Raw genomic sequence first — 24,643 nt, forward strand, 5'->3', positions numbered from 1 at the left:
CATGAAATGCTTGGGATACAAAACTCCAAACGAGGTCTTCAATTCATGGCTTGGTGCAATAGCCGCTTGAATTCACCGCAAGTTACATGATTTAAATTCCGTAAGTAGAACTCAAATTAAAATTCAACAATGGAGGTATCCTTCCGATGAAAAATCTAATCGCAATAATGGCCCTCATGGGAATGTCCAGCTTGGCATTCTCAGGAGATCTGTTGGGAATGAAAAATGTCACCTTTGATGGCTCCTTAGAAGTCCTTGGCGAACAAGCCACCAATGAAACGGACCTGTCTGACGCATCCCGAGACACCCGCGGTGGAACGATCACCCGCGTGAGATTGGGAATGAACGCAGACGTGACGGATGGAGTGACCGCACGCGTCGAAGCGGTCCGGAGTCCCGCTTACACGGGAGCGGGAGCACAATACGGGGGAGATTCTCGACCGACAACATTGAACCAAGAACAAGATTCCATTGTTATTGAAAATGCCTACGTAGATATTGCGGGGTTCCTCGGTCTTGACAATATCCGACTCGGGCGACAGTATGCAGGGAGAAAGGGAGACCTTATTGCCTATTTTGGTCCCACAAATGACAATTTGCTTTTTGTCAATGCGTTGGATGCCTTTTCGGCGACCCGTAATTGGGGCCCATTATCAGCGGAAGTCGTTTCAGGAAAACTCTATGAGGACGATCACATTCTTGACACCGACAATGGAGATACGGTTGGGGACGTCAATGTTTCCTGGGGAACGGTTGCATTCGATTTTGCTTCTGGGACACAATCCAAAATGCCCCTGGAACTCGGGCTTTACATGTTGACTTCCAAAGGGAATGATTCCGAGTCAGACAACGACAATCTTAAGGTGGCTGACCTTCGCTTTGGAATGGAAGACGAACAGGGAAATCGGGCCGGAATTGAATTGGCCCGAAATTTCGGAAATATTAATAATGGGGCCCTAGGAAATAAAAAGCTCACCTACATGGGTTCGGCTTTCGTTCTCTTTGCCGATTACACGATCCCCTCATCCGGGATTAGTCTTCGTGCTAAACTCCTGGAAACAACGGGGGACCCCAATTTCAATGACCAAGATGATGAATCTTTTCACCCTATAAATTCGGATTTTCGATATGGTGAAATATTAAGCAATGATTTTCACTTCGCGTTTAATAACTTTTTAGCTGGAACCGATTACTCCTTTCAGGGATTAGCCTACGACTCAGCTTTGCAAGGAGACGGTCTGTCGGTGGGGGCCCTCGGGGTTGACTTCACTCCCCCCATCTTGGAAAACAAGTTCACGGGTTCTATCGATCTCTTTTCAGCCTCAGTCAAAGAGAGCTCAGTCCTTGCAGGGGATGACATTGGGATGGAGCTTGATGTCGCCCTAAAATACAAACACTCCGAAAATGTCAAAGCCGAGATCGGTTACGCAAGGTTGTTTACAGGGGATTACCTAACCTATGATACAAGAGGGAAAGATGATGTTTCGAAAATGTGGGCAAAACTAAAGATTAAATGGGGAAACCCGAAAGTTTAAGATTGGCCAAAAACGCCCACCGCCTTGGAAGCTCCAGGGCGGTGGGCGTTTTTATTTTCAACCCATCGTTTTGGTTGGATAATATCCTGTTTTATGGTTCCAAATCCTTCTTATCCGGACCGTCCACCCACCCGAATTCCGCGGCCAGAGGAAAAATCTTGGTTCGGTTTGTTGAAGGTCACTTTGAAGGTTTTCAGACGATGGTTTTTGTAGACAAATTTTCCTGAAAAGAATTTTCGGCCGTTCAGCCATTTCATAAAGATCCGGTCGCCTTCCCAAAGAGGGAGAGACGCGAGTTTCCTGTCGGGGATCCAGGACAAATCGCCCTCGGGGCAGGGGCCTATAACCCCGGAGAATTTCCGGGCCACGAAGACGAAAACGTACCAGTCGTCTTCCCCGTCAAAACCCGGAAACGTTAGAAAACCCTTTAATTCGGGGCTTCGTAATTCAAGTCCGCTTTCCTCTCGAACCTCTCGGATCACACACTCTTCAGGCGTTTCTCCTGGAAATAGTTTTCCCCCCAGACCATTCCACTTCCCAAAATGGATATCGTTGGACCGTTTGACGCGGTGCATCATCAAGGTTTTTCCGGCACGTTTCACATAACACAAGGTGGCGAGTTTTATCATGGTTGCTTTTCTTTTATGAAATTAATAAATTATGACAAAATAATCATATATACGGAGGATCCGTGGCTCTCACCGATTTCTACAACAATTTTCACCTTTTTATGCGCTGGTTCCATGTTCTCTTTGGGATCGTTTGGGTTGGGCATTTATTCTTTTTTAACTTCGTCAACATTCAGCTTCAAGCCAGCATGGACGACACCACAAAAAAAGCGGTCAACCCTCAACTTATTCCCCGAGCCCTGTGGTGGTTCCGATGGAGCGCCATGGGGACATTTCTCTCGGGCTGGATCCTTTTCTCAATGGTCTATATGTACCAACCCGGACTTTGGGGGCCCACCGCTTTTTTCTCAAACGCGGAGGGAGTGACTGGCCGAGCCTGGTGGATCCTGATCGGGATGATCCTGGGCTCCCTCATGTGGTTTAACGTCTGGTTCATCATTTGGCCAGCCCAAAAGAGTCTCTTTGGGTTGGGCGTCCCCAAAGCCTCGCCGGAAATTGTTCCCATCCTCAAGTCCCGATCGGCTTTGTTTTCCCGGATCAACACCTTTCTTTCAGGTCCCATGTTGTTCGGGATGATGGCGGCGGCCCATTACAGCGCCATCAATTTAACAACCTTTCTGGTCTTTAGCGCCATCGGCCTTGCCTTCATCTGGGCTTTTTATTGGCTCTCTGTGCGGGTTTCTCCCCTCACAGACTAAAGACCTTTTCGAAAAACCTCTTCGGGCAGAGCGGGGCTGTTGTGTCCTGGGTTAAAGAAGGGTAGGCCGATCCGAAAGTTCATTAGGGTTGTCCCCCTGGGAAGGGAAATGACGGGAGAGAAGCTGGGTTACACCTTCAATCCCCGCCAACGCCCCTTTTTCAAAACGGCCTTCCCGGAAGTGGTTTTCCATAGATCGACAAATCGTTTCCCACTCCGCGATTGATATTTTTTTGTTTAACCCTCTGTCCGCGACAATTTCCACGTCCCGATCGGATAAATTGATATAGATTAAAACACCGTTGTTGTTTTCCGTGTTCCAAACCCGGAGATTTGAAAATATCTCTTCTGCCCTTTCCCGAGGAGAGACGCCCGCCACCAGATCACGAAGGGGAAGGAAAGCTTCCACCGCAAACTGAATTTCTCCGTTGTGCTTTTTTTCCGAGTTGCCAACCGCTTCCTCGATGGATTTTAATAGGGGTGCGGGAAACCGCCGCCGAAGGAGACCGGGCAGAGAAAAAACATGCTGTGCCCATCGCTTTAAATCGTATGTGTTTACCATCGTCCAGACGCTCCCCCACCACCAAACCCACCGCCCCCACCACCGAAACCTCCCCCGCCAAAGCCACCGCCACCGGACCGCCAGCCCCCCCGTCCCGATCGGAGAGACGAAAATCCAAAAAGACGGGGGAGAAGATTAATCAAGAGAAGAAGAAAAATAAAAATCACCATAATCACGCCCCCCCCCGTTTTACTCTTTTCGGAAACAGGCGGGGGAAGGGGCTCCCCTTGAATGGTCCCTAAAATTCGTGCCACCCCATCGCGAATCCCTCCAAAAAAGTCACCTTCTTTGAACCGAGGGACAACGAATCCATCGATAATACGGTTGCAGAGAGCATCGGGAAGAACACCTTCCAAACCATACCCCACCTCCAAACGAAGGGTTCGATCGTTTTTCGCCACCAAAAACAAAACCCCATCATCCACACTCTTTCGTCCCAGTTTCCATTGCTCCGCGACCCGAATGGCGTATTGTTCAATGGATTCGGGCTTGGTGGTAGGGACAATAAAGACGGCCACCTGAGACCCTTTCTCTCGCTCAAATTGTTCGAGGACTTTTTCGATGGCCGACTGTTGGGTCGCGTTCAGCGTCCCGGTTAAATCGGTAACACGTCGGGTGAGAGGAGGGATTGGCTGGTCGGCCAGGAGACTAAGAGAAAAGAAGCACAGGAAGGTGCCCAGAAGGCCCTTTTTAAAACCGGACCGCTTACTTCGCATCGGCACCGAAATCAACAAGGGGAGGCGTGGCGATGGCTTTCTCATTTTCAACGGAAAAAGTGGGTTTCGTGGTGTACCCAAACATCTTGGCGGTCAAGTTCGTTGGGAATCGGCGCACCGTCACGTTGTATTCCCGAACAGCGGCGATGTAGCGATTACGGGCCACGGCAATACGGTTCTCAGTGCCTTCGAGTTGGACTTGGAGGTCTCGGAAATTCTGGTCGGATTTCAACTGGGGATAGTTTTCTGTCACGGCCAAGAGGCGGGACAAGGCCCCTGATAATTCTCCCTGCGCCGCTTGAAATTTCGAGAAAGCGGCGGCGTCTTTTAAGGTCTCCGGTGAAGCCTGAATAGCCCCCACCCGAGACCGGGCCTCGGTCACACCTAAAAACACATCTTTTTCCTGTTTGACGACGGCTTTGACGGTATTGACCAGGTTCGGGATCAAATCGGCCCGCCGCTGGTACTGGTTCACCACCTCGGCCCAAGACGACGTGATGGTCTCGTCCGTCGTCTGAAACGTATTATAACCACAGCCCGAAAGAAAGCCCACAGAAAGAGTCAGGAGTAGAATTTGTTTTTTCATAGGATCAGTGCCCTCGACGTTTATTGATTTCCGCGGTGATGGCGGGAATCACTTCGAACATGTCCCCTTCAATGGATAGGGTGGCCATTTTATTCAATGGGCATTCCCCATCCTTGTTGATGGACACAATAACCTCGCTCGAACTCATCCCGGCCAAGTGTTGAATTTGGCCTGAAATCCCAGCGGCAATATAAAGTTTAGGACGAACGGTTCGGCCGGTAAGCCCGACCTGGGTCCGATAAGGAATCCATCCCGCGTCTACCGCGGCACGACTGGACCCCACGGTTCCTTTCAGAGCGGAGGCCAACGCTTCCAAAGCCTTAAAACCATCCGCCCCCCCTACCCCACGCCCCCCCGCCACGATCACGTCGGCGGCCGTAATGTCTTGGGCTTCCCCTTTCTCCGCCTCAAACCGGACAAAACGGGTCCGTTCCTTCCATTTCGAAACATCAACAGGAACAACCACCACCTTTCCGGTCCGGCCTTGTTCTTCGGGCGAACGGGGAAACGCCATGGGTCGAACCGTGGCCATTTCCGGACGATGGTTTTCACAGAGGATGGTGGCCATTAAATTCCCGCCAAAGGAAGGCCGTGTGGCGTGAAGCATTCGCGACCCAGGATCAATGGAGAGTTCCGTGGCATCCGCGGTAATCCCCGTGTTGGCGGCGATGGCCACCCGGGATCCAAACGAACGGCCGATGGTGGAGGCCGGGAGCAAAAGTTTGTTGGGTTTTTCCTGAAGAATAAGATCCGTGAGCGCCTGGGTATACACCTCGTCAACGAAATTTTCCAAAGACGGGTGATCGATCACGTAAACAATGTCCGCCCCGTGGGCGATCAATTCCTGGGCGTGAGGCCCCACGTCTTTTCCGATAAGAACAGCGGCCACCTGTTCGCCCAAGGTCCCGGCCAACGTCCGAGCCAACCCCAACAGTTCAAAAGCAGTGGGAACCAGTTTCCCGTGCCGCATCTCCGCGAAAATCCAAACATTTTTGTAGAGGGAAACGTCCACAATCGTTTTCCCCTCAACCTTTTCTTTCATCAGCGTGATGGCGTGGAACACCTCTTTGTTCTTGGATTTTTCACCCAGTTGATCACAGGCTTCCACACAGGCGTTGCAAAAAATACATTTGGCTTCATCAATAACAGCCAACTTCCTCCAGGGAACCCCAGGCTCTTTCGGGCGATCCACCATATCGATACACGAGACAGGGCAAGCCTTCGCGCAGGAGGTGCATCCGGTGCAACGGTTTTTCGTGACAAAGATTGTATTGGGCATGGTTAAATGAGTTTCATCTCTTGAAGTTTGTCCACCAAGGCTTTCGCCTTATCCTGAGCCGTCGCGCCATCGATTTTGACGCCGCCCTTCCGCGGAGGAGGATTGAACGACTTCGCCACGATGGTCGGCGAGCCGCCCAGTCCAATACTCTTGATATCGGCTTCGATATCCGTTTCGTTCCATTTGGGAATAATGGCTTTTTTGGCGGCCATTTTCCCTTTCAAACCGGCCACCCGAGGCTCATTGATCTCCTTCACCACCGCGACCACCGCGGGGAGATCCATTTCCAAAACGTCCACCCCATCTTCCATCATCCGATGCACAACAATTTTTTTGTCATCCACGGACTCCACTTTTTTCACATAAGCAACGTTGGGCCAATCCAGCCACGCCGCTATTCCAGGACCCACGTGACCCGTGTCCCCATCGTTCGTTTGTTTTCCGCAAAGGATCAAATGAACCGGCCCTTTCTCTTTAACAATTTTTTCAATCCCCTTAAAAAGGGTGTACGAAGTCGCCCAGGTGTCGGCACCAGCGAAGGCGCGACTGGTCAGGTGAAACCCCTGATCCGCTCCCCGGGCAATGGCCTCCCGAAGAGATTCTTCCGCTTGGGGAGGTCCCATGGTGATCACGCTCACGGTGGTCCCCGGAATACGCTCTTTTATCCGAACCGCCTCTTCGATCCCGTATTCGTCAAACGGATTGATCGCCGCGGCCATGCCTTCCCGTTTCAATGTTCCCGTGACCGGGTCTATTTGAATATTGGAAGTGGCGGGGGTCTGTTTGATACAAACAACGATATGGATTCCCATAGGCCCTCTATTTTAATGAGTTGGTCGATCCCATTCTACTCTCTGAAAATGCTTCCAACACGTATCCGTCATTCAGCCGTTACCCCGAACCGAACGACGCCCCTGATCCACCCAGGAGGGTTGGCCCGCCTAGGCCGGTTTCGCCGCCAGTTCTTTCGTGATCATCATGCCGATCTCGTTACGTTGAATCTGATTGGTGCCCTCATAAATCTGCGTAATTTTTGCGTCGCGCAAAAATTTCTCGACAGGGAAGTCCCGCATGTAACCGATCCCACCACACAGTTGTATGGCACTGTCCGAAACCCAGAAAGACGTGTCTGAGCAAAACAACTTCACCATACCCGAATATTTTGTCCAACGCCCCGTGGACACCTTCTTCATTTCCTCATAAACCGTTTTCCCCGATTCCTCAGAAGCGTCCACAGCGGCTTTCATATCCACGTCCATGGCCCGCGTCACGGAATAAAGGAGCGCGCGCGAAGCCTCAAGGCTCGTGGCCATGTCGGCCACCATGTGTTGGGAAGAGGGAAACGAGAGCACCGACTGTCCAAACTGCCGTCGAACCTTGGCGTAAGCCAAAGACTCGTTCAGCGCCCCTGTCCCAATACCCAAAGCCTGGGCGGCCACACCTGGACGGGAAATGTCGAAAGTCGCTTGGGCCACAAAGAGACCAAACCCTTCTTTTCCCAACATATTGGCGGCCGGGACCCGGCAATTGTCAAATACGAGTTCATAAGTGGAACTGGCGCGGATCCCCATTTTCGTCTCTTTCTTCCCGAAAGTAAACCCTTTCATCCCTTTCTCAACCACGAAAGCTGAAATTCCCCGCGCCCCCCGCTTGGGATCCGTTGTGGCAAAAATGGAGTAGATTTCCGCGGCCTCTCCATTGGAACAAAAATTCTTTACCCCGTTGAGGATGTAAAAATCCCCATCTTTTTTCGCCGAACATTTTGTCGCCGTGGCATCGGAACCGGCTTCGGGCTCGGTGATGGCGAAAGCGCCCAAGCGTTTGCCACTGGCCAAATCCGGGAGCCATTTCCTTTTTTGTTCCGGGGTTCCGAAGAGGATGATGGGGAACGCCCCGAGCGCCGTCGCCGCGAGACAAAGCGCGATGCCGCCACAGGCTTTCGAGAGTTCCTCCACAACGAGAACCAACTCAAAACCAGCCCCGCCAAGCCCTCCGTAATTCGGGTGAAAATACACCCCGAAGAGATCGGCTTTTTTTAACTCCTCCACCACTTCCCAGGGGAAACTTTCCTCGGCATCGTGCTTCTCACGAACCGGTTTAATCTTTTTTTCCGCGATCTCGCGGGCCGTTTCCGCAATGGCCTGTTGTTCTTCGGTCAAAAAATAGTTCATAAAATCTCCTCTCTGAGCTGGTGAAAATAGTCTTTGGAAAAACCAATATACAAAATCTTAACGATTTCAGCGCGAGGGACGCCGGGGTGAGGGAACCGCCACCGTATTGTCTTCGGCCATATGGGTTGGATCGATGAGTGGGGAAAGCCGATGAACTCGAATTTTTTTTAAACCTTCCCACGCCGCGGCCTGTTCGGCCTCTTTTTTGGATCGCCCGTCCCCAACTCCCAGGAGCCGTCGTCGAACATGAACATGCATCACAAAGGTTTTATTATGGTCGGGCCCCGTCTGTTCTTTCAGTGTGTAAGAAGGTGGTACTTTATAACGCTTTTGGATGATTTCTTGCAATTTGCTTTTATAATCGGTTTCAATAATTCTTTTTTTCTTGGAAACCAATCGGACAATAAACCGCTGGGCAACAGGAAACCCACCGTCCAGGAACAGGGCCCCTAAAAGAGCCTCAAAAGCATTCGCCAAAAGACTTTCCCGGTCGCGGCCCCCGGTGGCCTCTTCCCCATCCGACATCCAGAGATACTGACCCAAACCGATTTCTCGGGCCCAGAGGACCAAGGAAGGACGGGCCACCAATTGAGATTTCAGTTTGGAAAGTTTTCCCTCGTCTTCGTCCGGATACCGCTTAAAGAGGTAATGGGCCACGATCGCGGCCAGAATACTATCCCCCAAAAATTCCAAACGCTCGTTAAAAGATTTGCTTCCATGTTCGATGGCGTAGGATTTGTGGGTCAGAGCTTCCTGAAACAACTTCCGCGACTTGAAAACACGCCGAAGCACCTTTTCCAGGGGCGCGGCGTCCACGCGTGCCATGGCCCGTTTACCCGTTATAGCGCTTGGCCACCACCACCGCGTTGTGGCCGCCAAACCCAAGGGAATTTGAAAGGGCACATTGAATTTGAGCCGGGCGCGCCACGTTGGGGACATAATCCAGGTCGCATTCAGGGTCCGGTGTTTCGTAATTAATGGTGGGGTGAATAAACCCATTTTCCATGCAGAGAAGAGTGGCGATCAATTCCACCGCACCCGCGGCCCCCAGCAAGTGGCCGGTCATGGATTTGGTCGAAGAAATGGCTAGTTTTTGGGCGTGCGCCCCAAAAACCTTTTTCAGGGCCATGGTCTCCGTTTTGTCGTTCAGTTCGGTGGAAGTTCCGTGCGCGTTCACGTAGTCCACTTCTTCCGGGCGGACGCCCGCATCGGCCAACGCCAATTGCATGGCACGGGTCGCCGCTTTGCCTTCAGGGGACGGCGCGGTAATGTGATACGCATCGTCCGTCGCACCAAACCCAGCCAACTCCCCATAAATTTTGGCGCCCCGGGCCAAAGCGTGCTCCAAGGTTTCCAAAACCAAAACCCCAGCGCCTTCACCCATCACGAAACCCGACCGGTTTTTATCGAACGGCCGGCTGGCCTTTTCGGGAAAATCATTAAAATCTGTTGTCATAGCCCGCGCCTGACAAAACCCCGCGTAACCCAAAGCGGTAATGGCGGCCTCCGCTCCTCCCGCAATTAAAACGTCCGCGTCCCCATAGCGCAAATGCCGCAACGATGCGCCCAGAGCGTGGTTGGCTGTGGCACAGGCGGAGCTCACGGAATAGTTGGGACCCGTGATCCCGTATTCAATGGCGATCTCCCCTGAAGCAATGTTGGAAATCAGCATGGGGATCAGAAATGGAGAAACCCGGCGCATGCCTTTTTTAAGAATAACGCTGTGCTCCGCCTCAATCGTTTGAAGGCCCCCAATTCCCGACCCCACAATCACCCCACACCGTTCAGGATTTTCCTTTGAAAAATCGATCCCCGAGTCTGTCACCGCCATCCGCGCCGCGGCCATGGCAAATTGAGCAAAAGGATCCATGCGTTTTATTTTCTTGCGGTCTATGAATTGATCCGCTTGAAATCCTTTGACCTCCGCGTCAATTTGGCAGGGGTAAGTGGACACATCGAAATAACTGACCTTGCCCACACCGGAACGACCGGCCTTAATGGATTCCAGGAACGCCGCCTTGCCGATTCCGATGGGGCTCACCACCCCGAGGCCTGTGACGACGATTCGTTTTTGATTCATGGACATAGGGATTTCTCCAAAGTGTCGGTGCCCCGCGGCCGCTCGCCCCTCGGGGACCGGGGGGTCATCTATTTCTTATGACTGGTGATGTAGGAAACAGCTTGTGTGACGGTTTGGATTTTCTCCGCTTCTTCGTCAGGGATTTCCATGTCGAAGGCTTCTTCCAACGCCATCACCAACTCCACGGTGTCCAACGAATCGGCCCCGAGGTCATTCACGAAGGACGATTCCGGCTTCACCTGCGCCGCGTCAACGCCCAACTGTTCCACGATGATTTCTTTTACCTTTGTCTCGATGTCGTCTGCCACTTGTGCCTCCTTACGCGATGTGGGAGGAGAAGCTCAACGTGCGTGGGTTCGCCCCGCGCGCGTTGGGCCTATCCTGCCCGACTGCAAAACATTAAACTTCCCCTCACCCGGGCCGTCGGCCCACCCTCTCCCGCAGAGCGGGAGAGGATCGGGGAGAGGGATCCCTACATGTACATCCCACCGTTCACGGAAAGAACGTGGCCGGTGATATAAGAACTTTCATCAGAAGCCAAAAAGAGTGCCGCGTTGGCAACGTCCTGGGACTCGCCCAAACGGGTTAACGGGATGAGATCGGTGAGTTTCTTTTTTTGGTCGTCCGATAGTTTGTCGGTCATGGCGGTCCGAATGAAGCCGGGCGCGATGGCATTGACAAGAACCTGGCGGCTGGCAAATTCCCGCGCGCACGTTTTGGTCAGGGCCACCAGGCCCCCTTTGGAAGACGAATAGTTGGCCTGCCCCGCGTTCCCCATCAACCCCACAATCGAAGCGATGTTGATAATGCGGCCCCGTTGGGCTTTAAACATGGGGCGAACCACCGCTTTCGTGCAGTTAAACGGCCCCTTCAGATTGACCGCGAGGACGGCGTCCCATTCGGCGTCGGACATGCGCATCAAAAGATTGTCTTTCGTGATCCCGGCGTTATTCACTAAGATGTCGACCCGCCCGAATACCGCGAAGACCGACTGGACCCATTTCTCACAATCCGCGAACGCCGTCACATTAACTTTGGCCGCATGGGTTTTCACACCAAAGGTTTTGGCCAACTCATCCGCTGTCGCCTGACACACCTGCTCGTTCACATCGCAGAGCGCCAAGTTCGCCCCTTCTTTGGCAAATGTTTCGGCGATGGCCCGGCCAATGCCTTGGGCGCCGCCGGTAATCAATGCTGTTTGGTCTTTGAGTCGCATAGGGTTATCCTTTTAGGAGGGGGTCGAGGACACAGCGAGAAGCGCGTCCGCAGATTTCTTGTCTTCTATATTAGAAAATTTTTTCGTCTTATCGGTGCGCCGCAATAGCCCAGAGAGAACCCGGCCCGGTCCCAGTTCAATAAAAGTTTCGACCCCCGCGTCGATCATAAACCGCAGGGTCTCTTCCCATAACACCGCGTGGTCGATCTGTTGAACCAATTTCTCACGAATCTGTTGGGGATCCTGCACTGGCCGGGCGTCCACGTTGGCCACCACGGGAACGTCCGGCGAGACGATCCGCGCCGCCGCCAGAACCGGGGCCATGGCCGTCGCGGCTGGATTCATCAATGAGGAATGGAAAGCGCCGGAAACATTCAAACGCAGGGATTTTAAAGACCCAGCCTCCTGGGCCAGTCGAACCACTTCGTCCATGGCTTCCGCCGTCCCTGCCACCACAATCTGTCCGGGGCAATTGAAATTGACGGGTTGGCACAGCCCCTTCACGGCCGCCTTTCGACACAGGTCGTCCACCACAGAACGTTCGAGGCCCAAAAGGGCCGCCATCGATCCCGCAGCCTTTTCCGCGGCAGCCCCTAGGGCTTCCCCGCGGGCTTTCACCAAATCCAAACCCGTTTCGAAATCAAACGCCCCCGCGGCACAAAGTGCCGAGTATTCCCCCAAACTGTGCCCCGCCATCACGTCCGCTCGCCGACCGGAAGACCGAAGGACCGCGTGGGCCGCCATGGAAACGATGAAAAGAGAGACCTGCGTGAACCGCGTCTGCCGAAGCTTTTCTTCTGGACCCGAAAAAATCACATCAATGTATTCACGGCCCAGCCGGGATTCCGCCCGTTCAAAGATGGCTCGCGCCTCCGGAAAATGATCGTTAAGCTCGCGGCCCATCCCCACGTATTGAGCCCCTTGACCCGGAAAAAGAAACGCCGTTTTCATCACCATTGCAGGACCGCCGCACCCCAGGTCAACCCCGCGCCAAAAGCGATCAATTCCACTTTGTCCCCCCGTTTCACTTGCCCCTCAGAAACCGCTTGGTCCAACGCGATGATCGTGGTGGCGGCCGACATATTGCCGAATTTTTGAACGTTACGAAACACTCGGTCGTCCGGGATATTGACTCTTTTGGCCACCGCGTCAATGATCCGCAAATTGGCCTGGTGAGGAATGAGGAGACGAAGATCTTGGGGAGATAAGCCCGCCTTAGCGAGAGCCGCGGTAGCGGCCTCCACCATCCGGGTTACGGCATTTTTAAACACTTCTTTCCCCTCCATTTTAATGAGAGGCGGAAAGGCGCGGATGTCGTCTGTGCTATTCAAAGGATGACGCGACCCACCGCCGGGAATATTCAAAACATCCCCCTTAGACCCGTCCGCGGAAAGATGAAGGGAAAGCAAATCGGATGGCCCATCTGACGCGGCCAGAACAACAGCCCCCGCCCCGTCACCAAAAAGGACACAGGTCCCTCGATCCGTCCAATCCGTAAACCGAGAAAGGGTGTCCGCGCCAATTAAAAGAACGGTCTTTGCAACACCTGTCTCGATAAGACCATTGACCACGGCCAGCCCGTAAATAAACCCGGAACAGGCCGCCGAAACATCAAAAGCGATGCACGAGGGCACCTCTAAGGCTTTCTGAACCAGACATGCTGTCGACGGGAATAGATGATCCGGCGTGCAGGTGGCCACGACGATCGCGTCCACCTGATCGGGCCGGAGATGGGCCCGCTCCAGCGCTTGACGAGCCGCCTGGGTGGACAGATCCGATGTCGCTTGGTCCGGAGCGACAATCCGCCGTTCTTTAATTCCGGTCCGCTCGGTGATCCACTCGTCCGACGTGTCCACCATTTTAGTCAAATCATCATTTGTGAGAACCCGAGCCGGAAGTCCTGAGCCGGTCGATAGAAATTTCACGCCCATGGGTTAAGTCCCCACCGGCGCGGGCAAGGGAGTGGGAGGCAGACGGTGAATCTGTTCGGAAATCTGCCGATTAATTCCCTTCTCCACAAAAGCGGCAGCGGTCCGAACCGAATTTTTTACCGCTTTAGCGTCGGACCCCCCGTGGGCAATCAAAGCGACCCCATTGACCCCCAACAACAAAGCGCCCCCAAATTCGGAAGGGTCTGTTTTTTTGAGGAGCTCTTTAAACGCCCCTTTAAGCAAGTATTTCCCAAAAATAGCCAAAGGGTGTTTGCGAACCTCTTGCTTAATCAATTTTAATACCGCCGCCGCCAACCCCTCACCAAACTTCAAAAGGACGTTCCCCACAAAACCATCACAAACAAAGACGTCGGCCGTCCCCGCGGGGATGTCACGTCCTTCCGTGTGTCCCACATAATTCAAACCACTGGCACGCAGTAACGGATGGGTTTCCAAAGTCAATTCGTTTCCTTTCCCCTCTTCCTCCCCAATGGTTAAAAGACCCACCCGGGGGTTGGCGATACCAAAAACAGCCTTGGAATAAATAGAGCCCATGATGGCGAATTGGAGAAGATGTTTGGGTTTGCAATCCACGTTTGCCCCCACATCCAGGAGGACAGAGTTTCCTTCCAACGTTGGAAAGATCGCCGCGATCGCGGGACGAGACACCCCGGGCAGGCGCCGCAAATGCCACAAACTGGCCGCCATCGTCGCCCCGGAATTGCCCGCGGAAATCAAAGCATCGGCCTTCCCTTGGGACACGATGTCCGCGCAGACCATAATAGAGGAATCTTTCTTCGAGCGACAAGCTTCCGCGGGTTTTTCATGCATTCCAATGACGGTCGGCGCGTGTTGGATAATGAATTTGCCCGACGCCCCATGGTGGGCCAGCTCCTGCTCAATCATCCCCTGGTCGCCCACAAGGATAATCTCATGCTCCAACTCTTGTTTAGCGAGGAGGGCCCCTTCGATGTTGGGAGGGAGCCCCCGATCCCCGCCCATGGCGTCCAGAGCGATGCGGATGGTCATGGTAAATTAAAAACGCACCAGAACCTATTTTCCTTCGTCTTTTTTCTTCGGCGCTTTCGGAGCGACAACCAATTCTTTCCCGTAAAAGCCACAGGCGGCGCACACACGATGGGGAGGACGCGCCGCGCCACAATTCGGGCAACGGGAAAGCGAACCGTAAACCAACTTAAAGTTCGCGGACCGTCGGCTGTCACGACGGGCGGGTGAATGTTTTTTCTTTGGGTTAGCCATGGGGATTGATTATCCTTATTTAAGTTTCAAATTTTTCAACACGTCAAAAACTGAACTTGTTTCAGGGGGAGGGCATCCACACGGCCCCTTATTGAGGTTCTTCCCACACATTGAACAAAGGCCCCGGCATCCCGGCCGACACAACGGTTTCGGAGGCAGGGACAAGAAAATGTTTTGACGGATGTCGTCGTCAATATCGAGGTATTCCTCCGTCACGGGAGCCTCGACTTCAAACGAAGGCCGAACCTCCAATTCATACCGTTCCAAACACCGCGCACACGAAAGAGTTAACGACGCCCGAACCTGAACCCATGCCCAGGCGTCTTCTTCTTGAATTTCGGCTTTCATATGGGCCTGAACAGGCCTCACCAGCTCGGGGCGATCCGGAGACTCCAGGGTGAACCGGGAAGCAGGAATCGACTCGTCCAACTCAATCGACTTTTCCCGCACAATATCTCGGATACGCAACCTCATCGCCCGCCCCCCAAAAGACCCGATCAACCCACCAACGGAGGGTTAAACCACAGAATTCGGCCCAATTGTAGGGAATTGAGAGGCAAGTGTCAAACCCCCGCATTGCGTCCTGCGTAATGTTACCGACCAAATGGGTGTTGAGTCCGCTATATTATTCCTCACGAAAAAGAGGGTTACATGCCGATCGACACCTTCAAAATGGAAAAGAGAGAGACCCTTGTTGACCGTTACCAAAAAGCCAAAAGAAAAAAAGCCCACTGTCCTGGATGAGAGACGAGGTCTAGTATTGACCCTTTGTCTTAAACGCGAGAAAGGCAATTAAGCAGACATGTCCCCCTCTCTGATCAATCCCCCGGGAGACTCGCCCTTGTTCCGTCAATGCCCCCAAAGACTTTTTTCAAAGACCCCTTTGGGCCCCATATCGCCGATTAACGAGGCATCCGGGATCATCTCGAGCCTCTTGATTTTTGACAGGATCAGAGGAGCATCATCAATCACTTGATAAGAAGTCGGTTCTTGAACTGAAACGAGGCAATCGTAGTTCCACTCTGTCAAGCGCCGATAGTGAGTCCCTCGTCCCAAAATATCCCCCATGGTTTTTCCGGGGATGAGAGTCTGCTGATTGGCATATTCATCAGGAAGGGAGTGGCTTATTTCGAACAGGACGGGGACAAACCTCTTAAGATCCACCAACAAGGTCTTTACCACTCTCGTGCCAGGGTTGTCACCTCCCACTTTTGAAACGGTATCACTTGAATACCGGGCGAATTCTCGTCCCGCAAATATTTCCTTCCTTTCAAACACCAACCCCGCCAGATTAAACGGGTCAACAGCCGTAGAGGTTCGGTTGACGTGGCTATCGTATTGTTGTCGCCCTGAAATAGATCGACCCTTAAGACGGGCGGGACGAAGCAAATTCCAAACTCCCGAGGTGCTGTCAAGAGCGTAGAGCTCATTTTTTAAGCGAATACTACCATGCTCTATCTTCATCCCCAAAAACATTGAACTCTTGCCATGATATTCATCCTTTACTTCGAATACGTAGACATGGGGAACTTGCCCTTCTTTTAACCAAACCCTCTCTTCAAGTTTGTATGGATAAGATTTCATCACGCGGTCAAAGGCCTGACGGATTTTTCCGCTGGGGTCCGTTTCGGGTTCCGTGAGGAGAACAGATTCTGGTGCCAAGGAGGACGAATCCCGGGACAAGGAAACGGCGGACTTCTCCGGCTTCTCGTTCCTTCCCGTGACCCATAGGAGCGCAAAGAAACACAGCAGGACGACCCCCATGTAAACAAGGAAATTTCCACTGTTCCCACGTTGCGAACTCTTCATCAAAGAATCCCCTTATATTGTTGTTTTTCGGCCTTTTTCAGATTCACGGGAGGATCTGTGAGAGCCTGGGGAGTCTGAAACATCCCCCACCTTAGCCCTCCGAGACCATTCCCTCCTTTCTCATTTTCCTTTCTCAACTGTTTTTGGCGCAATCTTTTTTAGTTATAATTGGCCACGGAATTCACGCCGCTTGTTTCAGCTTTGCATCCTAAATCTTCACTCTGGCCAGCCGCATTTCTCTCCCTAACGCTGGCAAACGCAAATAACCTTAGATGATCCCCCATCTTGGTCCAATTTCCAATTAACCCGGAATCCCCAGTTGAGCGCGAGGACCGAGACGAAAAAAGCGGGCTTTTTTACGAACAAAAAAGTGCAGGTCGTAGCGGGGACTACGGACAAACTTTTTTGTGAAGGAAAAAGGCCCGATGTTTTTGTCGAATCCCGTGATTCAACTGGGGATTTCGGGTTAACCTGGAATCCCCAGTTGAGAGAGAGATGTTGTTCCCCTTCTCTACTTAGCGAGGGGATGGCTCCGCGCCAGAGCGCCGGCAACAGCACTACCGATAAAACCGCCAACGGCGTGCGCCAATGGGATGGGTACCATGATCTCGGAGCCGCCTGCGAAAAAGGATGTGGAAAATACAATTTCAAATAGAACTTTCAAGGCAAATCCTCCCATTAAAAAACAGATGATGAAGAGATCCCAGCGTTTTTTCAATCGATGGGCCTCGATGGCTAAATGGGTTGCCACGAGACCGAAAAGGGCGGAGTCCAGCCCTGATAAACCCCGGTAACTGGGCAAATCGGGTAATAAAAAACCGATGGCAACCGGAATGGCAAGGACAGAGAGACCGAGTGTCCAATAAAATCCCCATGGGGAAAGTCGTTGGGCCCAGAGGCCGAGGACCGCGAACACCAGGGCATCCCAGACCACGTGGGGCCAGGACCAATGGGTCCAATGGCACCCGACCCACCGCAGGGGCGCCCAGGGGTCACCCTGGATCCATTGGAACCTGTCTCCCAGTGCCGGAAAAGCCATAAGGACCAGGGCGATCCCTGCCGCCAGGAAGGGAACGGGCCAGAGGCCCGCTCCCTTCCCGTCTTCCATCAGGGAAGACGTTCGAACCATTATTTTCCCCCGATGAACCGGCGACGAATCGCGTAGCCCAACCCAAGGAGGACGATGACCGCGCTCCCGGGGTCCAGGGCTCCGCCGCCACCCAGCCGAGGGGCGGAACGAGGAAACGCCGGCTTCGATGTGTCCACCCGGTGATGACGAATGGGGGCGTTGGCCCGAACGGATTGGGCCGCCTGCTCCACGGCCACGCGAGCTTTGTTCTTGCGATCGATCCCACGCCGGGCGAAGGCTTCATCGCCTAGCACCAACATGGAGGTTTCGTCCGTGACGATTTGATAAGAGACGCCCAGGTCCCGGATCGCGGTGGCGGACTCGATCGGATCACCTAAACCTGCGTTGGTCTTGGCTTGAATTTCTTCGATTCGGTTTAAGGCCCACAGCCGTTCCAGTTCTGGATTTTCTTGGTCCACCTCTGGAAGAACGAAGCGGGTGACATACTCCTTGTCTTGGCCGCTTAAACGGGCTTTCAAGGTAAACGTGGCCTCGCCAGGTTGGGCGTATTTTCCCAAGAGGACCACCTGTTGACCACGGTAGATTTTCTTGGGAACCCGGGTCACGTCGTGGGTCTTGCCCCCCGTGATTTCAACGTCCGCGTGGTGGAGACTTTCGTGGCGAATTTTGGATTTGGCCAGGAGGATTTGTCCCACGATGTCGTCATCGTTGGACACCCCGGAGGAAAACCCGCCGCTCGCTTCGCCGATCACGCGCATCAAGGGCCAGTTGGCGCTATTGCCCATCACGAATCCGAACACCCGAACATCGTATTGTTCAAGGAGTGTTCGAAAGGCTTTGGGGTCGATGACACCGCTGTTCGTGACCCCGTCGGTGACCAAGATCACGCTGGTCACGCGGTCGTTGTCTAGGTTTTTGAGAGCGAGGGAGAGCCCCGCGTGCACATCCGTGCCGCCGTCCGTACCGATCTTCCCTATTTTATCCACCCATTCTTTAACGGAAGGACCCGTGGCATTGACCCAGCCGGAGGTCAGTTCCTTCGCCTGCTGATTGAAGGTGACGATTCGGAACCGGTCTCGGTCGTTCATTTGGCCCAGGGTTTGGGTGACCCCATTGGCCAGCGTGTGGATTTTGGTTTGCATGCTTCCCGAGACGTCAAGCACAAACACGTAATCGGACCCCTTCTGAAGGGGTTGCAGGTCGATGCCGGGGGTAACCACCATAAGAAAGGTCCCTTCTGTTGCACCGGGAGCTCGGTAAGGAATGACTTCCACGCGCCCAGGGAGATCATCAGCCAACCGGTAGTATAACACGACGTCTTGGTTTAAACTTCCGCCCATTTGGGACAAGGCGACCTGGTAGTGGCCGTCTGCGACGCGGATCACTTGCGCGGCTTGTTCACGACCAGGCACACGGACTTCGGCCACGGGCCATGCCGATTTCAGTTCTAACTTCATGGAAAACGTTCCTTCCACCTTGCTGTTAGGAACCCAGAAGCTCTTGGCCACTTCATCGGTGCCTCCCTCTTGAAGAGGATAGATGTAGCGGCCGATTCCGGTGTCTATTTCCAGGGGTTGATAGTAGACCACCCGCATGGTCACGTCCGATTGGGCAGGAACTTTCGCCACATGGAACTCAAATCGCTGATCGTCTTTTTTTTCTGTCACACCGGCCTGTTGGCCATTGTCCCGCTCTTCCTCATAGGCTTTGCGGGCCTCTTCTTTAGGGACCACTTCGCCATCCATGACAGTTTCCCCGGTCGTCAGCCGGTATTCCGCTAGGCTGGCTTTTTGGGGAAGAGGGAAGGCGTACAAGCCTTCGAGGTCCACCCCATTGGGATTATGGAATGTTTGAACCATTTCAGTTCGAGCGAACCCATTATTAATGACAACATCCACGTGGTGGTCCTTAATTTGAATGGGTTGCTTGGGTGACCCAGTCACGGTCAACGTCCCCGCTGAAAAAGCCAACCCAGCCGTAACGAGACAAACCATCAGGACACTTATTTTTCTGCACAAGGTTTTCATCTTAATCCTCCTTTTGAATGAACGTTCATTTGCATATCACGGCAAACAAAAAACATTCACCCTTTCGCACGAATGAATGTTCGTTCATATTATACACCGATTATCTAAAATGTCAATAAGTAATGTTAAAAAAAATTGACTCAATTTTTAGATTCGAACTTGACTTTAGATCGATGGAATTATAACTTAACGAACATTCGTTCACGAAATTATGGACCTTATATTCGACCATGATAAGTCTTCAACCCTCCTGCCGCGTGTTATGCGCGCCGCTGTTGCCCTATTTGTTAAACAGGGTGTGGAGGCCACGACAATCAAGGATATTGCCGACGCTGCAGGTGTTTCGGCGGGGGCCCTTTACAACCATTTTAAGGGGAAACATGAATTGGCCTGGGCCCTATTTTCAACCCATCTTCAGGCGTTTACAGAAAAACTTTCTAAACAGTTGGCGGAAGGTAAAAACAGTGAGGAAAAAGTGCGCCTCTATGTGGAAGCGTGTTTTAATGCCTTTGATTCCAACCCAGACTTATTTACCTATCTGATTGTCGCTGAAACCAGAGAGTTCAAGAAATATCCATCAGATCTCGCACATCCCGGGACGATTGCCAATCAGATCATTGAAGAAGGACAAAAGAATGGCGACATCAAAGAGGGGCCGGTCCGGATTCTGGGCGCCCTCCTCTTTGGCGGCGTGATTCGGGTGTGTACGGCCCGTATGTACGGCGGGTTTACGGAAGATCTCCGCACCCAAATACCCCTCGTCTCCCAATCCCTCTGGCAGTCCCTGCGGTCCTAATCCCCCCCCCCGCTTAAGTGGCACGCGGATGTTGATGCCTTTACGTGGTCAAGCCACCTGGCCAAAGCGTAAGCGGTGTTTGAATCTGTGGGAAATGGCCTGGGCGAGAGGGCGGTGGTCCTTGTGAGAGAGGTCCGGATCTTCCTGGATAAGGGCAAAAGCGGCTTCTCGGGCTTCCCCAATGAGCGCGCCATCCGTGACCAGGTTTCCTACTCGAAATTCGGGTAACCCGTGTTGGGCTTCACCTAGAAATTCTCCAGGACCCCGACGACGAAGGTCTTCTTCCGCTAATTTGAACCCGTCTTTGGTTCGGCAGAGAAGTTTCAGTCGGTCCGCGGCCTCCAGGGAGGGAGCGCCGGACACCAGGTGACAGGAAGACGGGTGGATTCCTCGACCGACCCGCCCCCTCAATTGGTGGAGCTGGGCCAACCCGAACCGCTCGGCGTTCATGATCACTAGGACCGTCGCGTTCGGGACATCAATTCCCACCTCGATGACGGGGGTCGCGGCCAGAATTTTCAATTCGCCTCGATTGAAAGCCGACATCACAGCTTCTTTCTCGGCCGATTTCATCCGTCCATGCAGGAGCCCCACCGGGACGTTGGGAAATACCGTCTTTAAATGTTCCCATCCCTTCAAAACAGCCCGCAAATCCAACCGTTCGGACTCATGCACAAGCGGGAACACGATAAAGGCTTGGCGTCCTTCCGTCACCGCCCGCCGCACCGCGGCGAGGGCCGCGGACTCGGGGGACCAGTGGGTGGTGATGACGGGGCGACCTGGGGGAAGTTGGTCGATGATCGAAACAACCAAGTCCCCATAAAGAGTGAGCGCAAGAGTTCGGGGGATGGGGGTAGCCGTCATCAAAAGAACGTGGGGCGCAACACCTTTTGAGCCGAGCACCGCCCGCTGTTCCACACCAAACCGATGTTGTTCATCAATGACCGCGAGACCAAGATCCTTGAAAGCCACCTGATCTTCCAAGAGGGCATGGGTGCCCACAGCGATTTGAATGTCTCCCGCGGCCAAGGCCTCACGATCCCGGCGGCTCGCCGCCCCCTTCCGCCCCCCCGTCAGGAGGGCCCATCGAACCGGGAGATCCCGGAGAAGGCGAGTAAGACCATGGGCGTGTTGCTCCGCCAGAATTTCAGTCGGAGCCATGAGAACCGCCTGGTGCCCCGCTTCCACCGCGAGAAGAAGAGCGGCCACCGCCACGACCGTCTTTCCGGAACCGACTTCCCCCATCAACAATCGGTTCATAGGACGGGACCCCGCCATGTCATTAAATATTTCATTAATGACGTGCTTTTGGGCGGGGGTAAAATCAAACCCAAACGCTTGGCGAAACGGGGTGAGCAACGTTCGGTTGGGCCGACAGACGGGGGCGGGAGGACCATCCGTCCGCGCTTGACGAACCCGGGCCAGGGCAACTTCTAAAGAGAAAAATTCATCAAAAGCCAAACGTCGCCGGGCCCGTTCCCGAGCGGCTGGATCCGAAGGAAAATGGAATTGGCCCATGGCTTCGGCCAAACCCAGGAGCCCCTGCTTTTCACGAACCGATTCGGGAAGAACATCCCTTTCCTCTCGAACCGCCTCGCGCATCTTCCAAACCAACGCCCGAAGCCATCGCCCCTCCACGCCCTCCGTCAGATCGTATACCGGAACCAGCCGGTCCCTATGGGGGGAAGGTTCTCCCGTCACCACATCGAAATCCTCGACGCGGATCTCCATCCCCCGGGGCCCCGGTTGGCTGGGGCCATAGACGAACAAGAGGGTTCCTGGAAGAAGTTTTTTTTTCATTCCGTCAAAGGGATCAAAACGAAAGGAACGGCGACGAAACCAAATAGCCTCAATGGTTTTCCCTTCACACGCCAAAACGGCGCGCGCGATCAACAGGTCTTTCCCTCCCCCGGACACCTGGAAACCAATGACTTTTCCCTGGAGGGCCAGCGATCCGCCGGGCCCACCCAAAACAGAGGTGGAGAGACGACGGTCCTCATGGCTTCTGGGAAAATGACGGAGGAGGTCGCCCACCGTTATTAATCCCAACCGAGAGAGCGCTTTCGCTTTGGCGGGCCCCACCCCAGGGACAAACTGAAGGGGCCGGGAAAGAAGAAGAGAGTCTTTCTCGCAAGGAACGGAGGTGGTTTGCTGTTTGGTTGTCAAAGTGGTAATATTCTTCAACTATTTTAGAGTTGGCGCACCTGGGTGACGCCCAAGGAGATTGGTATGGCCTATCGATGCACCGTCTGTGAAAAGGGAGTGAGCGCCGGAAAAACCGTGAGTCACTCTCACCGAAAAACGAACCGCCTTTTTTCCGCGAATCTCCAACGGGTGAAGATTCTGACCACATCGGGTCCGCGCCGACTTTACGTCTGCACGTCGTGCCTGCGGTCCGGGAAAGCCAAAAAAGCCGCTTAAACGCAAAAACGTCCTCCCCTCCGCGTCGCTAGTCCTTGGCCGATGGAAGGGGAAGGACGATGGAAAGATCGAACTGATTCAGACGCTCTCCCTCTACTTTTCGCGACTTCACAGAGGCATCCAGCGTGTAGCGTTTGGCGTTCCCCAAAGAAAATCCCCAAGAAAAAGCCGTCTTGGCCTGATCGTTCAAGTTCTCACTCACGCTCCCGGTGCGGAGCACGATCCAAGAGAGGGGGGCCAACTCAAGACCAAAATGCCAAAAATCGGCGTCTGGGGTATCCCCTGAAAAAAACCTCTTCTCATAGTCCGCGTAAAATCCGATGGCGGGCACCGGTTGAAATCCAAGACCCGCCCGCAAGAGGAGAGGCAACCGATCTGTTTTGTATTGGTCCCAATAGATAAAACCGGCAACGTTTTGGAGGGCCAACCCATAAGCCACGTCCCCCTTCTTGTCCCGAAACCCCACATCCACAGCGAAACCGTTTCCGTCCGCTAAAGTTAAGACCGAAGGTTCCCCCGTTTCGGCTTTGGCGTAACCCCGCCGTGCACTGATAAAGGAGAGCCCCAACCCCACCGAATAGCCTTTCTCCGTTTCTTGCGAAGCACTGAGTCCAAATTGAGTGACGCGAACAGAATTTTGTGTGAAGTTGAAAGAGTCCGTGGAAACGGTTTCGTCGTAGTCGGTCAGGGGTCGATAAAAAATGGCGCGGCCCTTCCCCGCGAAACCCAAATACGTCAATTTTTTCCCGCGCAAGGAGGAACTTTTGAGGATGGTTTCTTCCGGAAGATTGCTTTGGTTGGCCAATTGAAAATCCGCTGAGAAGGCGGAACCAGCCACTTCACCCAAGGAGGCCGGATTATAGACGGGAGACTGGGCGGATCCCGCCAACGCCGCGCCCACCTCCCCCATTCCAATGAACCGAGCCCCCACGGGTTTCCCCAAAAAGTCTTCGGGCGGAATGCCGGACCTGGGCTTCGCCAGGACCGGCACCGACGCCAGAAGGAGCGTCGCGACCAGTGAAAAAGATTTTCTAGGCGTCACCGCTCACCGGAGAGGGAGACCCAACGATTCCCGTTACGGGAGACGAAGGGGCGGCGTAGTCGCGTCGAGGCATACGTCCGGCCAAGAAAGCGGCGCGGCCCGCTTCCACACCCCATTTCATGGCTTCGGCCATAAGCGTAGGGTTTTGAGCGTCGGCAATGGCGGTGTTCATTAACACCCCATCAACTCCCAATTCCATGGCCACGGCAGCATCGGACGCCGTCCCCACCCCCGCGTCCACGATCACTGGAACCGAAGTCACCACTTCGCGAATAAACAAAATATTTTGGGGGTTTTGTATTCCCCGCCCGGAACCAATGGGCGCGGCCAGGGGCATCACCGCCGCCACTCCGGCCTCCTCCAACCGCTTGGCGGTGATCGGGTCGTCGTTGGTGTAAGCCAACACGTGGAACCCCTCTTTCACCAAAATCTTGGTGGCGTCAAGAAGCGCGAACACGTCCGGTAAAAGGGTCTTGGGATCCCCCAACACTTCCAATTTAATTAAGGGAGTGTCCAAGGCTTCCCGGGCCAAACGGGCCACGCGAAGGGCATCGGCGGTATTGTAACAGCCGGCGGTGTTCGGGAGGATCACCAAACCTTTGGGGATGTGTTTCCAAAAATCGTCCGCCGCGCGATCGTTCAGATTCACCCGCCGCACCGCCACCGTCACCATTTCGGCCCCGGAAGCCATCAGGGCCTGTTCCATGGCGTCCATGGACTTATATTTTCCCGTGCCCACAATCAGACGGGAAGAGTATTTTTTCCCCGCAATAACCAAGGTTTTATCTTTCATTTT

26 protein-coding genes are annotated in these 24,643 nt (G+C 53.7%); 4 read left to right on the forward strand and 22 right to left on the reverse strand.

Annotated features, from left to right (window positions below; translation table 11 throughout):
- Window positions 1-146 precede the first annotated feature (146 nt).
- Window positions 147-1,535, forward strand: a complete 1,389-nt coding sequence (locus JNK54_04190) for a hypothetical protein (protein MBL8023467.1) — start codon at window positions 147-149, stop codon at window positions 1,533-1,535.
- A gap of 110 nt (window positions 1,536-1,645) precedes the next feature.
- Here the strand turns inward: JNK54_04190 and JNK54_04195 are convergent, their stop codons facing one another.
- Window positions 1,646-2,164: an 8-oxo-dGTP diphosphatase gene (locus JNK54_04195; protein ID MBL8023468.1), complete on the reverse strand. Its 519-nt coding sequence runs from the start codon at window positions 2,162-2,164 to the stop codon at window positions 1,646-1,648.
- Window positions 2,165-2,226: 62 nt separating this feature from the next.
- Between JNK54_04195 and JNK54_04200 the strand changes: the two genes are divergently transcribed.
- On the forward strand, window positions 2,227-2,862 hold the full coding sequence (locus tag JNK54_04200; protein ID MBL8023469.1) for a urate hydroxylase PuuD: 636 nt from the start codon (window positions 2,227-2,229) through the stop codon (window positions 2,860-2,862).
- A 51-nt stretch (window positions 2,863-2,913) separates the two neighbouring features.
- Here the strand turns inward: JNK54_04200 and JNK54_04205 are convergent, their stop codons facing one another.
- The 18 genes from JNK54_04205 to JNK54_04290 form a co-directional block, all read right to left on the reverse strand.
- Window positions 2,914-3,423: a TPM domain-containing protein gene (locus JNK54_04205; protein MBL8023470.1), complete on the reverse strand. Its 510-nt coding sequence runs from the start codon at window positions 3,421-3,423 to the stop codon at window positions 2,914-2,916.
- Window positions 3,417-4,139, reverse strand: coding sequence for a TPM domain-containing protein (locus tag JNK54_04210; GenBank protein ID MBL8023471.1), 723 nt, complete (start codon window positions 4,137-4,139; stop codon window positions 3,417-3,419). The genes JNK54_04205 and JNK54_04210 overlap by 7 nt, the downstream gene beginning before the upstream one ends.
- Window positions 4,129-4,725 (reverse strand): LemA family protein, encoded by a 597-nt coding sequence (locus JNK54_04215; protein MBL8023472.1) that lies wholly within the window; start codon window positions 4,723-4,725, stop codon window positions 4,129-4,131. The genes JNK54_04210 and JNK54_04215 overlap by 11 nt, the downstream gene beginning before the upstream one ends.
- A gap of 4 nt (window positions 4,726-4,729) precedes the next feature.
- Window positions 4,730-6,004 (reverse strand): FAD-binding protein, encoded by a 1,275-nt coding sequence (locus tag JNK54_04220; GenBank protein MBL8023473.1) that lies wholly within the window; start codon window positions 6,002-6,004, stop codon window positions 4,730-4,732.
- A gap of 2 nt (window positions 6,005-6,006) precedes the next feature.
- Window positions 6,007-6,810, reverse strand: coding sequence for an electron transfer flavoprotein subunit beta/FixA family protein (locus JNK54_04225; protein ID MBL8023474.1), 804 nt, complete (start codon window positions 6,808-6,810; stop codon window positions 6,007-6,009).
- Between the two features lie 135 nt (window positions 6,811-6,945).
- Complete coding sequence (locus JNK54_04230; protein MBL8023475.1) at window positions 6,946-8,175, reverse strand: acyl-CoA dehydrogenase family protein; 1,230 nt, start codon at window positions 8,173-8,175, stop codon at window positions 6,946-6,948.
- A 66-nt stretch (window positions 8,176-8,241) separates the two neighbouring features.
- Window positions 8,242-9,000, reverse strand: coding sequence for a ribonuclease III (gene rnc / locus JNK54_04235; GenBank protein ID MBL8023476.1), 759 nt, complete (start codon window positions 8,998-9,000; stop codon window positions 8,242-8,244).
- 7 nt (window positions 9,001-9,007) lie between these two features.
- A complete protein-coding gene (gene fabF, locus JNK54_04240) occupies window positions 9,008-10,261 on the reverse strand; it encodes a beta-ketoacyl-ACP synthase II (protein ID MBL8023477.1) in 1,254 nt (417 codons plus the stop codon).
- Between the two features lie 62 nt (window positions 10,262-10,323).
- Window positions 10,324-10,563 carry an acyl carrier protein gene (acpP, locus tag JNK54_04245; GenBank protein MBL8023478.1) on the reverse strand — a complete coding sequence of 80 codons (240 nt, stop codon included), beginning with the start codon at window positions 10,561-10,563 and terminating at the stop codon, window positions 10,324-10,326.
- A gap of 164 nt (window positions 10,564-10,727) precedes the next feature.
- Entirely contained in the window at window positions 10,728-11,471 is a 744-nt protein-coding gene (gene fabG / locus JNK54_04250; GenBank protein MBL8023479.1) for a 3-oxoacyl-[acyl-carrier-protein] reductase, read from the reverse strand.
- A 12-nt stretch (window positions 11,472-11,483) separates the two neighbouring features.
- Window positions 11,484-12,425 (reverse strand): ACP S-malonyltransferase, encoded by a 942-nt coding sequence (gene fabD, locus JNK54_04255; protein MBL8023480.1) that lies wholly within the window; start codon window positions 12,423-12,425, stop codon window positions 11,484-11,486.
- Window positions 12,422-13,402 carry a ketoacyl-ACP synthase III gene (locus tag JNK54_04260; protein MBL8023481.1) on the reverse strand — a complete coding sequence of 327 codons (981 nt, stop codon included), beginning with the start codon at window positions 13,400-13,402 and terminating at the stop codon, window positions 12,422-12,424. Before JNK54_04260 ends, fabD begins: the two co-directional genes overlap by 4 nt.
- A 3-nt stretch (window positions 13,403-13,405) precedes the next feature.
- Entirely contained in the window at window positions 13,406-14,425 is a 1,020-nt protein-coding gene (gene plsX / locus JNK54_04265; protein MBL8023482.1) for a phosphate acyltransferase PlsX, read from the reverse strand.
- 30 nt (window positions 14,426-14,455) lie between these two features.
- On the reverse strand, window positions 14,456-14,662 hold the full coding sequence (gene rpmF / locus JNK54_04270; GenBank protein MBL8023483.1) for a 50S ribosomal protein L32: 207 nt from the start codon (window positions 14,660-14,662) through the stop codon (window positions 14,456-14,458).
- A gap of 15 nt (window positions 14,663-14,677) precedes the next feature.
- A complete protein-coding gene (locus tag JNK54_04275; protein MBL8023484.1) occupies window positions 14,678-15,136 on the reverse strand; it encodes a DUF177 domain-containing protein in 459 nt (152 codons plus the stop codon).
- 375 nt (window positions 15,137-15,511) lie between these two features.
- Entirely contained in the window at window positions 15,512-16,471 is a 960-nt protein-coding gene (locus JNK54_04280) for a hypothetical protein (protein MBL8023485.1), read from the reverse strand.
- Window positions 16,472-16,982: 511 nt separating this feature from the next.
- Window positions 16,983-17,600, reverse strand: coding sequence for a hypothetical protein (locus JNK54_04285; GenBank protein MBL8023486.1), 618 nt, complete (start codon window positions 17,598-17,600; stop codon window positions 16,983-16,985).
- Window positions 17,600-19,588 carry a VWA domain-containing protein gene (locus JNK54_04290; GenBank protein MBL8023487.1) on the reverse strand — a complete coding sequence of 663 codons (1,989 nt, stop codon included), beginning with the start codon at window positions 19,586-19,588 and terminating at the stop codon, window positions 17,600-17,602. Before JNK54_04290 ends, JNK54_04285 begins: the two co-directional genes overlap by 1 nt.
- A gap of 211 nt (window positions 19,589-19,799) precedes the next feature.
- On the opposite strand from JNK54_04290, the gene JNK54_04295 reads away from it, so the two are divergent.
- On the forward strand, window positions 19,800-20,384 hold the full coding sequence (locus JNK54_04295; protein ID MBL8023488.1) for a TetR/AcrR family transcriptional regulator: 585 nt from the start codon (window positions 19,800-19,802) through the stop codon (window positions 20,382-20,384).
- 48 nt (window positions 20,385-20,432) lie between these two features.
- On the opposite strand, the gene recG is transcribed toward JNK54_04295, so the two are convergent.
- The gene (recG, locus tag JNK54_04300; GenBank protein ID MBL8023489.1) at window positions 20,433-22,550 is read right to left on the reverse strand and encodes an ATP-dependent DNA helicase RecG; all 2,118 of its coding nucleotides are present in this window, start codon (window positions 22,548-22,550) and stop codon (window positions 20,433-20,435) included.
- 63 nt (window positions 22,551-22,613) lie between these two features.
- Here recG and JNK54_04305 point away from each other — a divergent pair, with 63 nt between their 5' ends.
- Entirely contained in the window at window positions 22,614-22,805 is a 192-nt protein-coding gene (locus JNK54_04305) for a 50S ribosomal protein L28 (protein ID MBL8023490.1), read from the forward strand.
- Between the two features lie 28 nt (window positions 22,806-22,833).
- Here JNK54_04305 and JNK54_04310 read toward each other — a convergent pair whose 3' ends face one another.
- Window positions 22,834-23,847, reverse strand: a complete 1,014-nt coding sequence (locus tag JNK54_04310) for a hypothetical protein (protein ID MBL8023491.1) — start codon at window positions 23,845-23,847, stop codon at window positions 22,834-22,836.
- On the reverse strand, window positions 23,837-24,640 hold the full coding sequence (locus JNK54_04315) for a thiazole synthase (protein ID MBL8023492.1): 804 nt from the start codon (window positions 24,638-24,640) through the stop codon (window positions 23,837-23,839). Before JNK54_04315 ends, JNK54_04310 begins: the two co-directional genes overlap by 11 nt.
- Window positions 24,641-24,643: the final 3 nt, after the last annotated feature.

Source organism: Elusimicrobiota bacterium, from assembly GCA_016788905.1.
In the GTDB taxonomy this organism is placed as follows: Bacteria; Elusimicrobiota; Elusimicrobia; order FEN-1173; family FEN-1173; genus JADKHR01.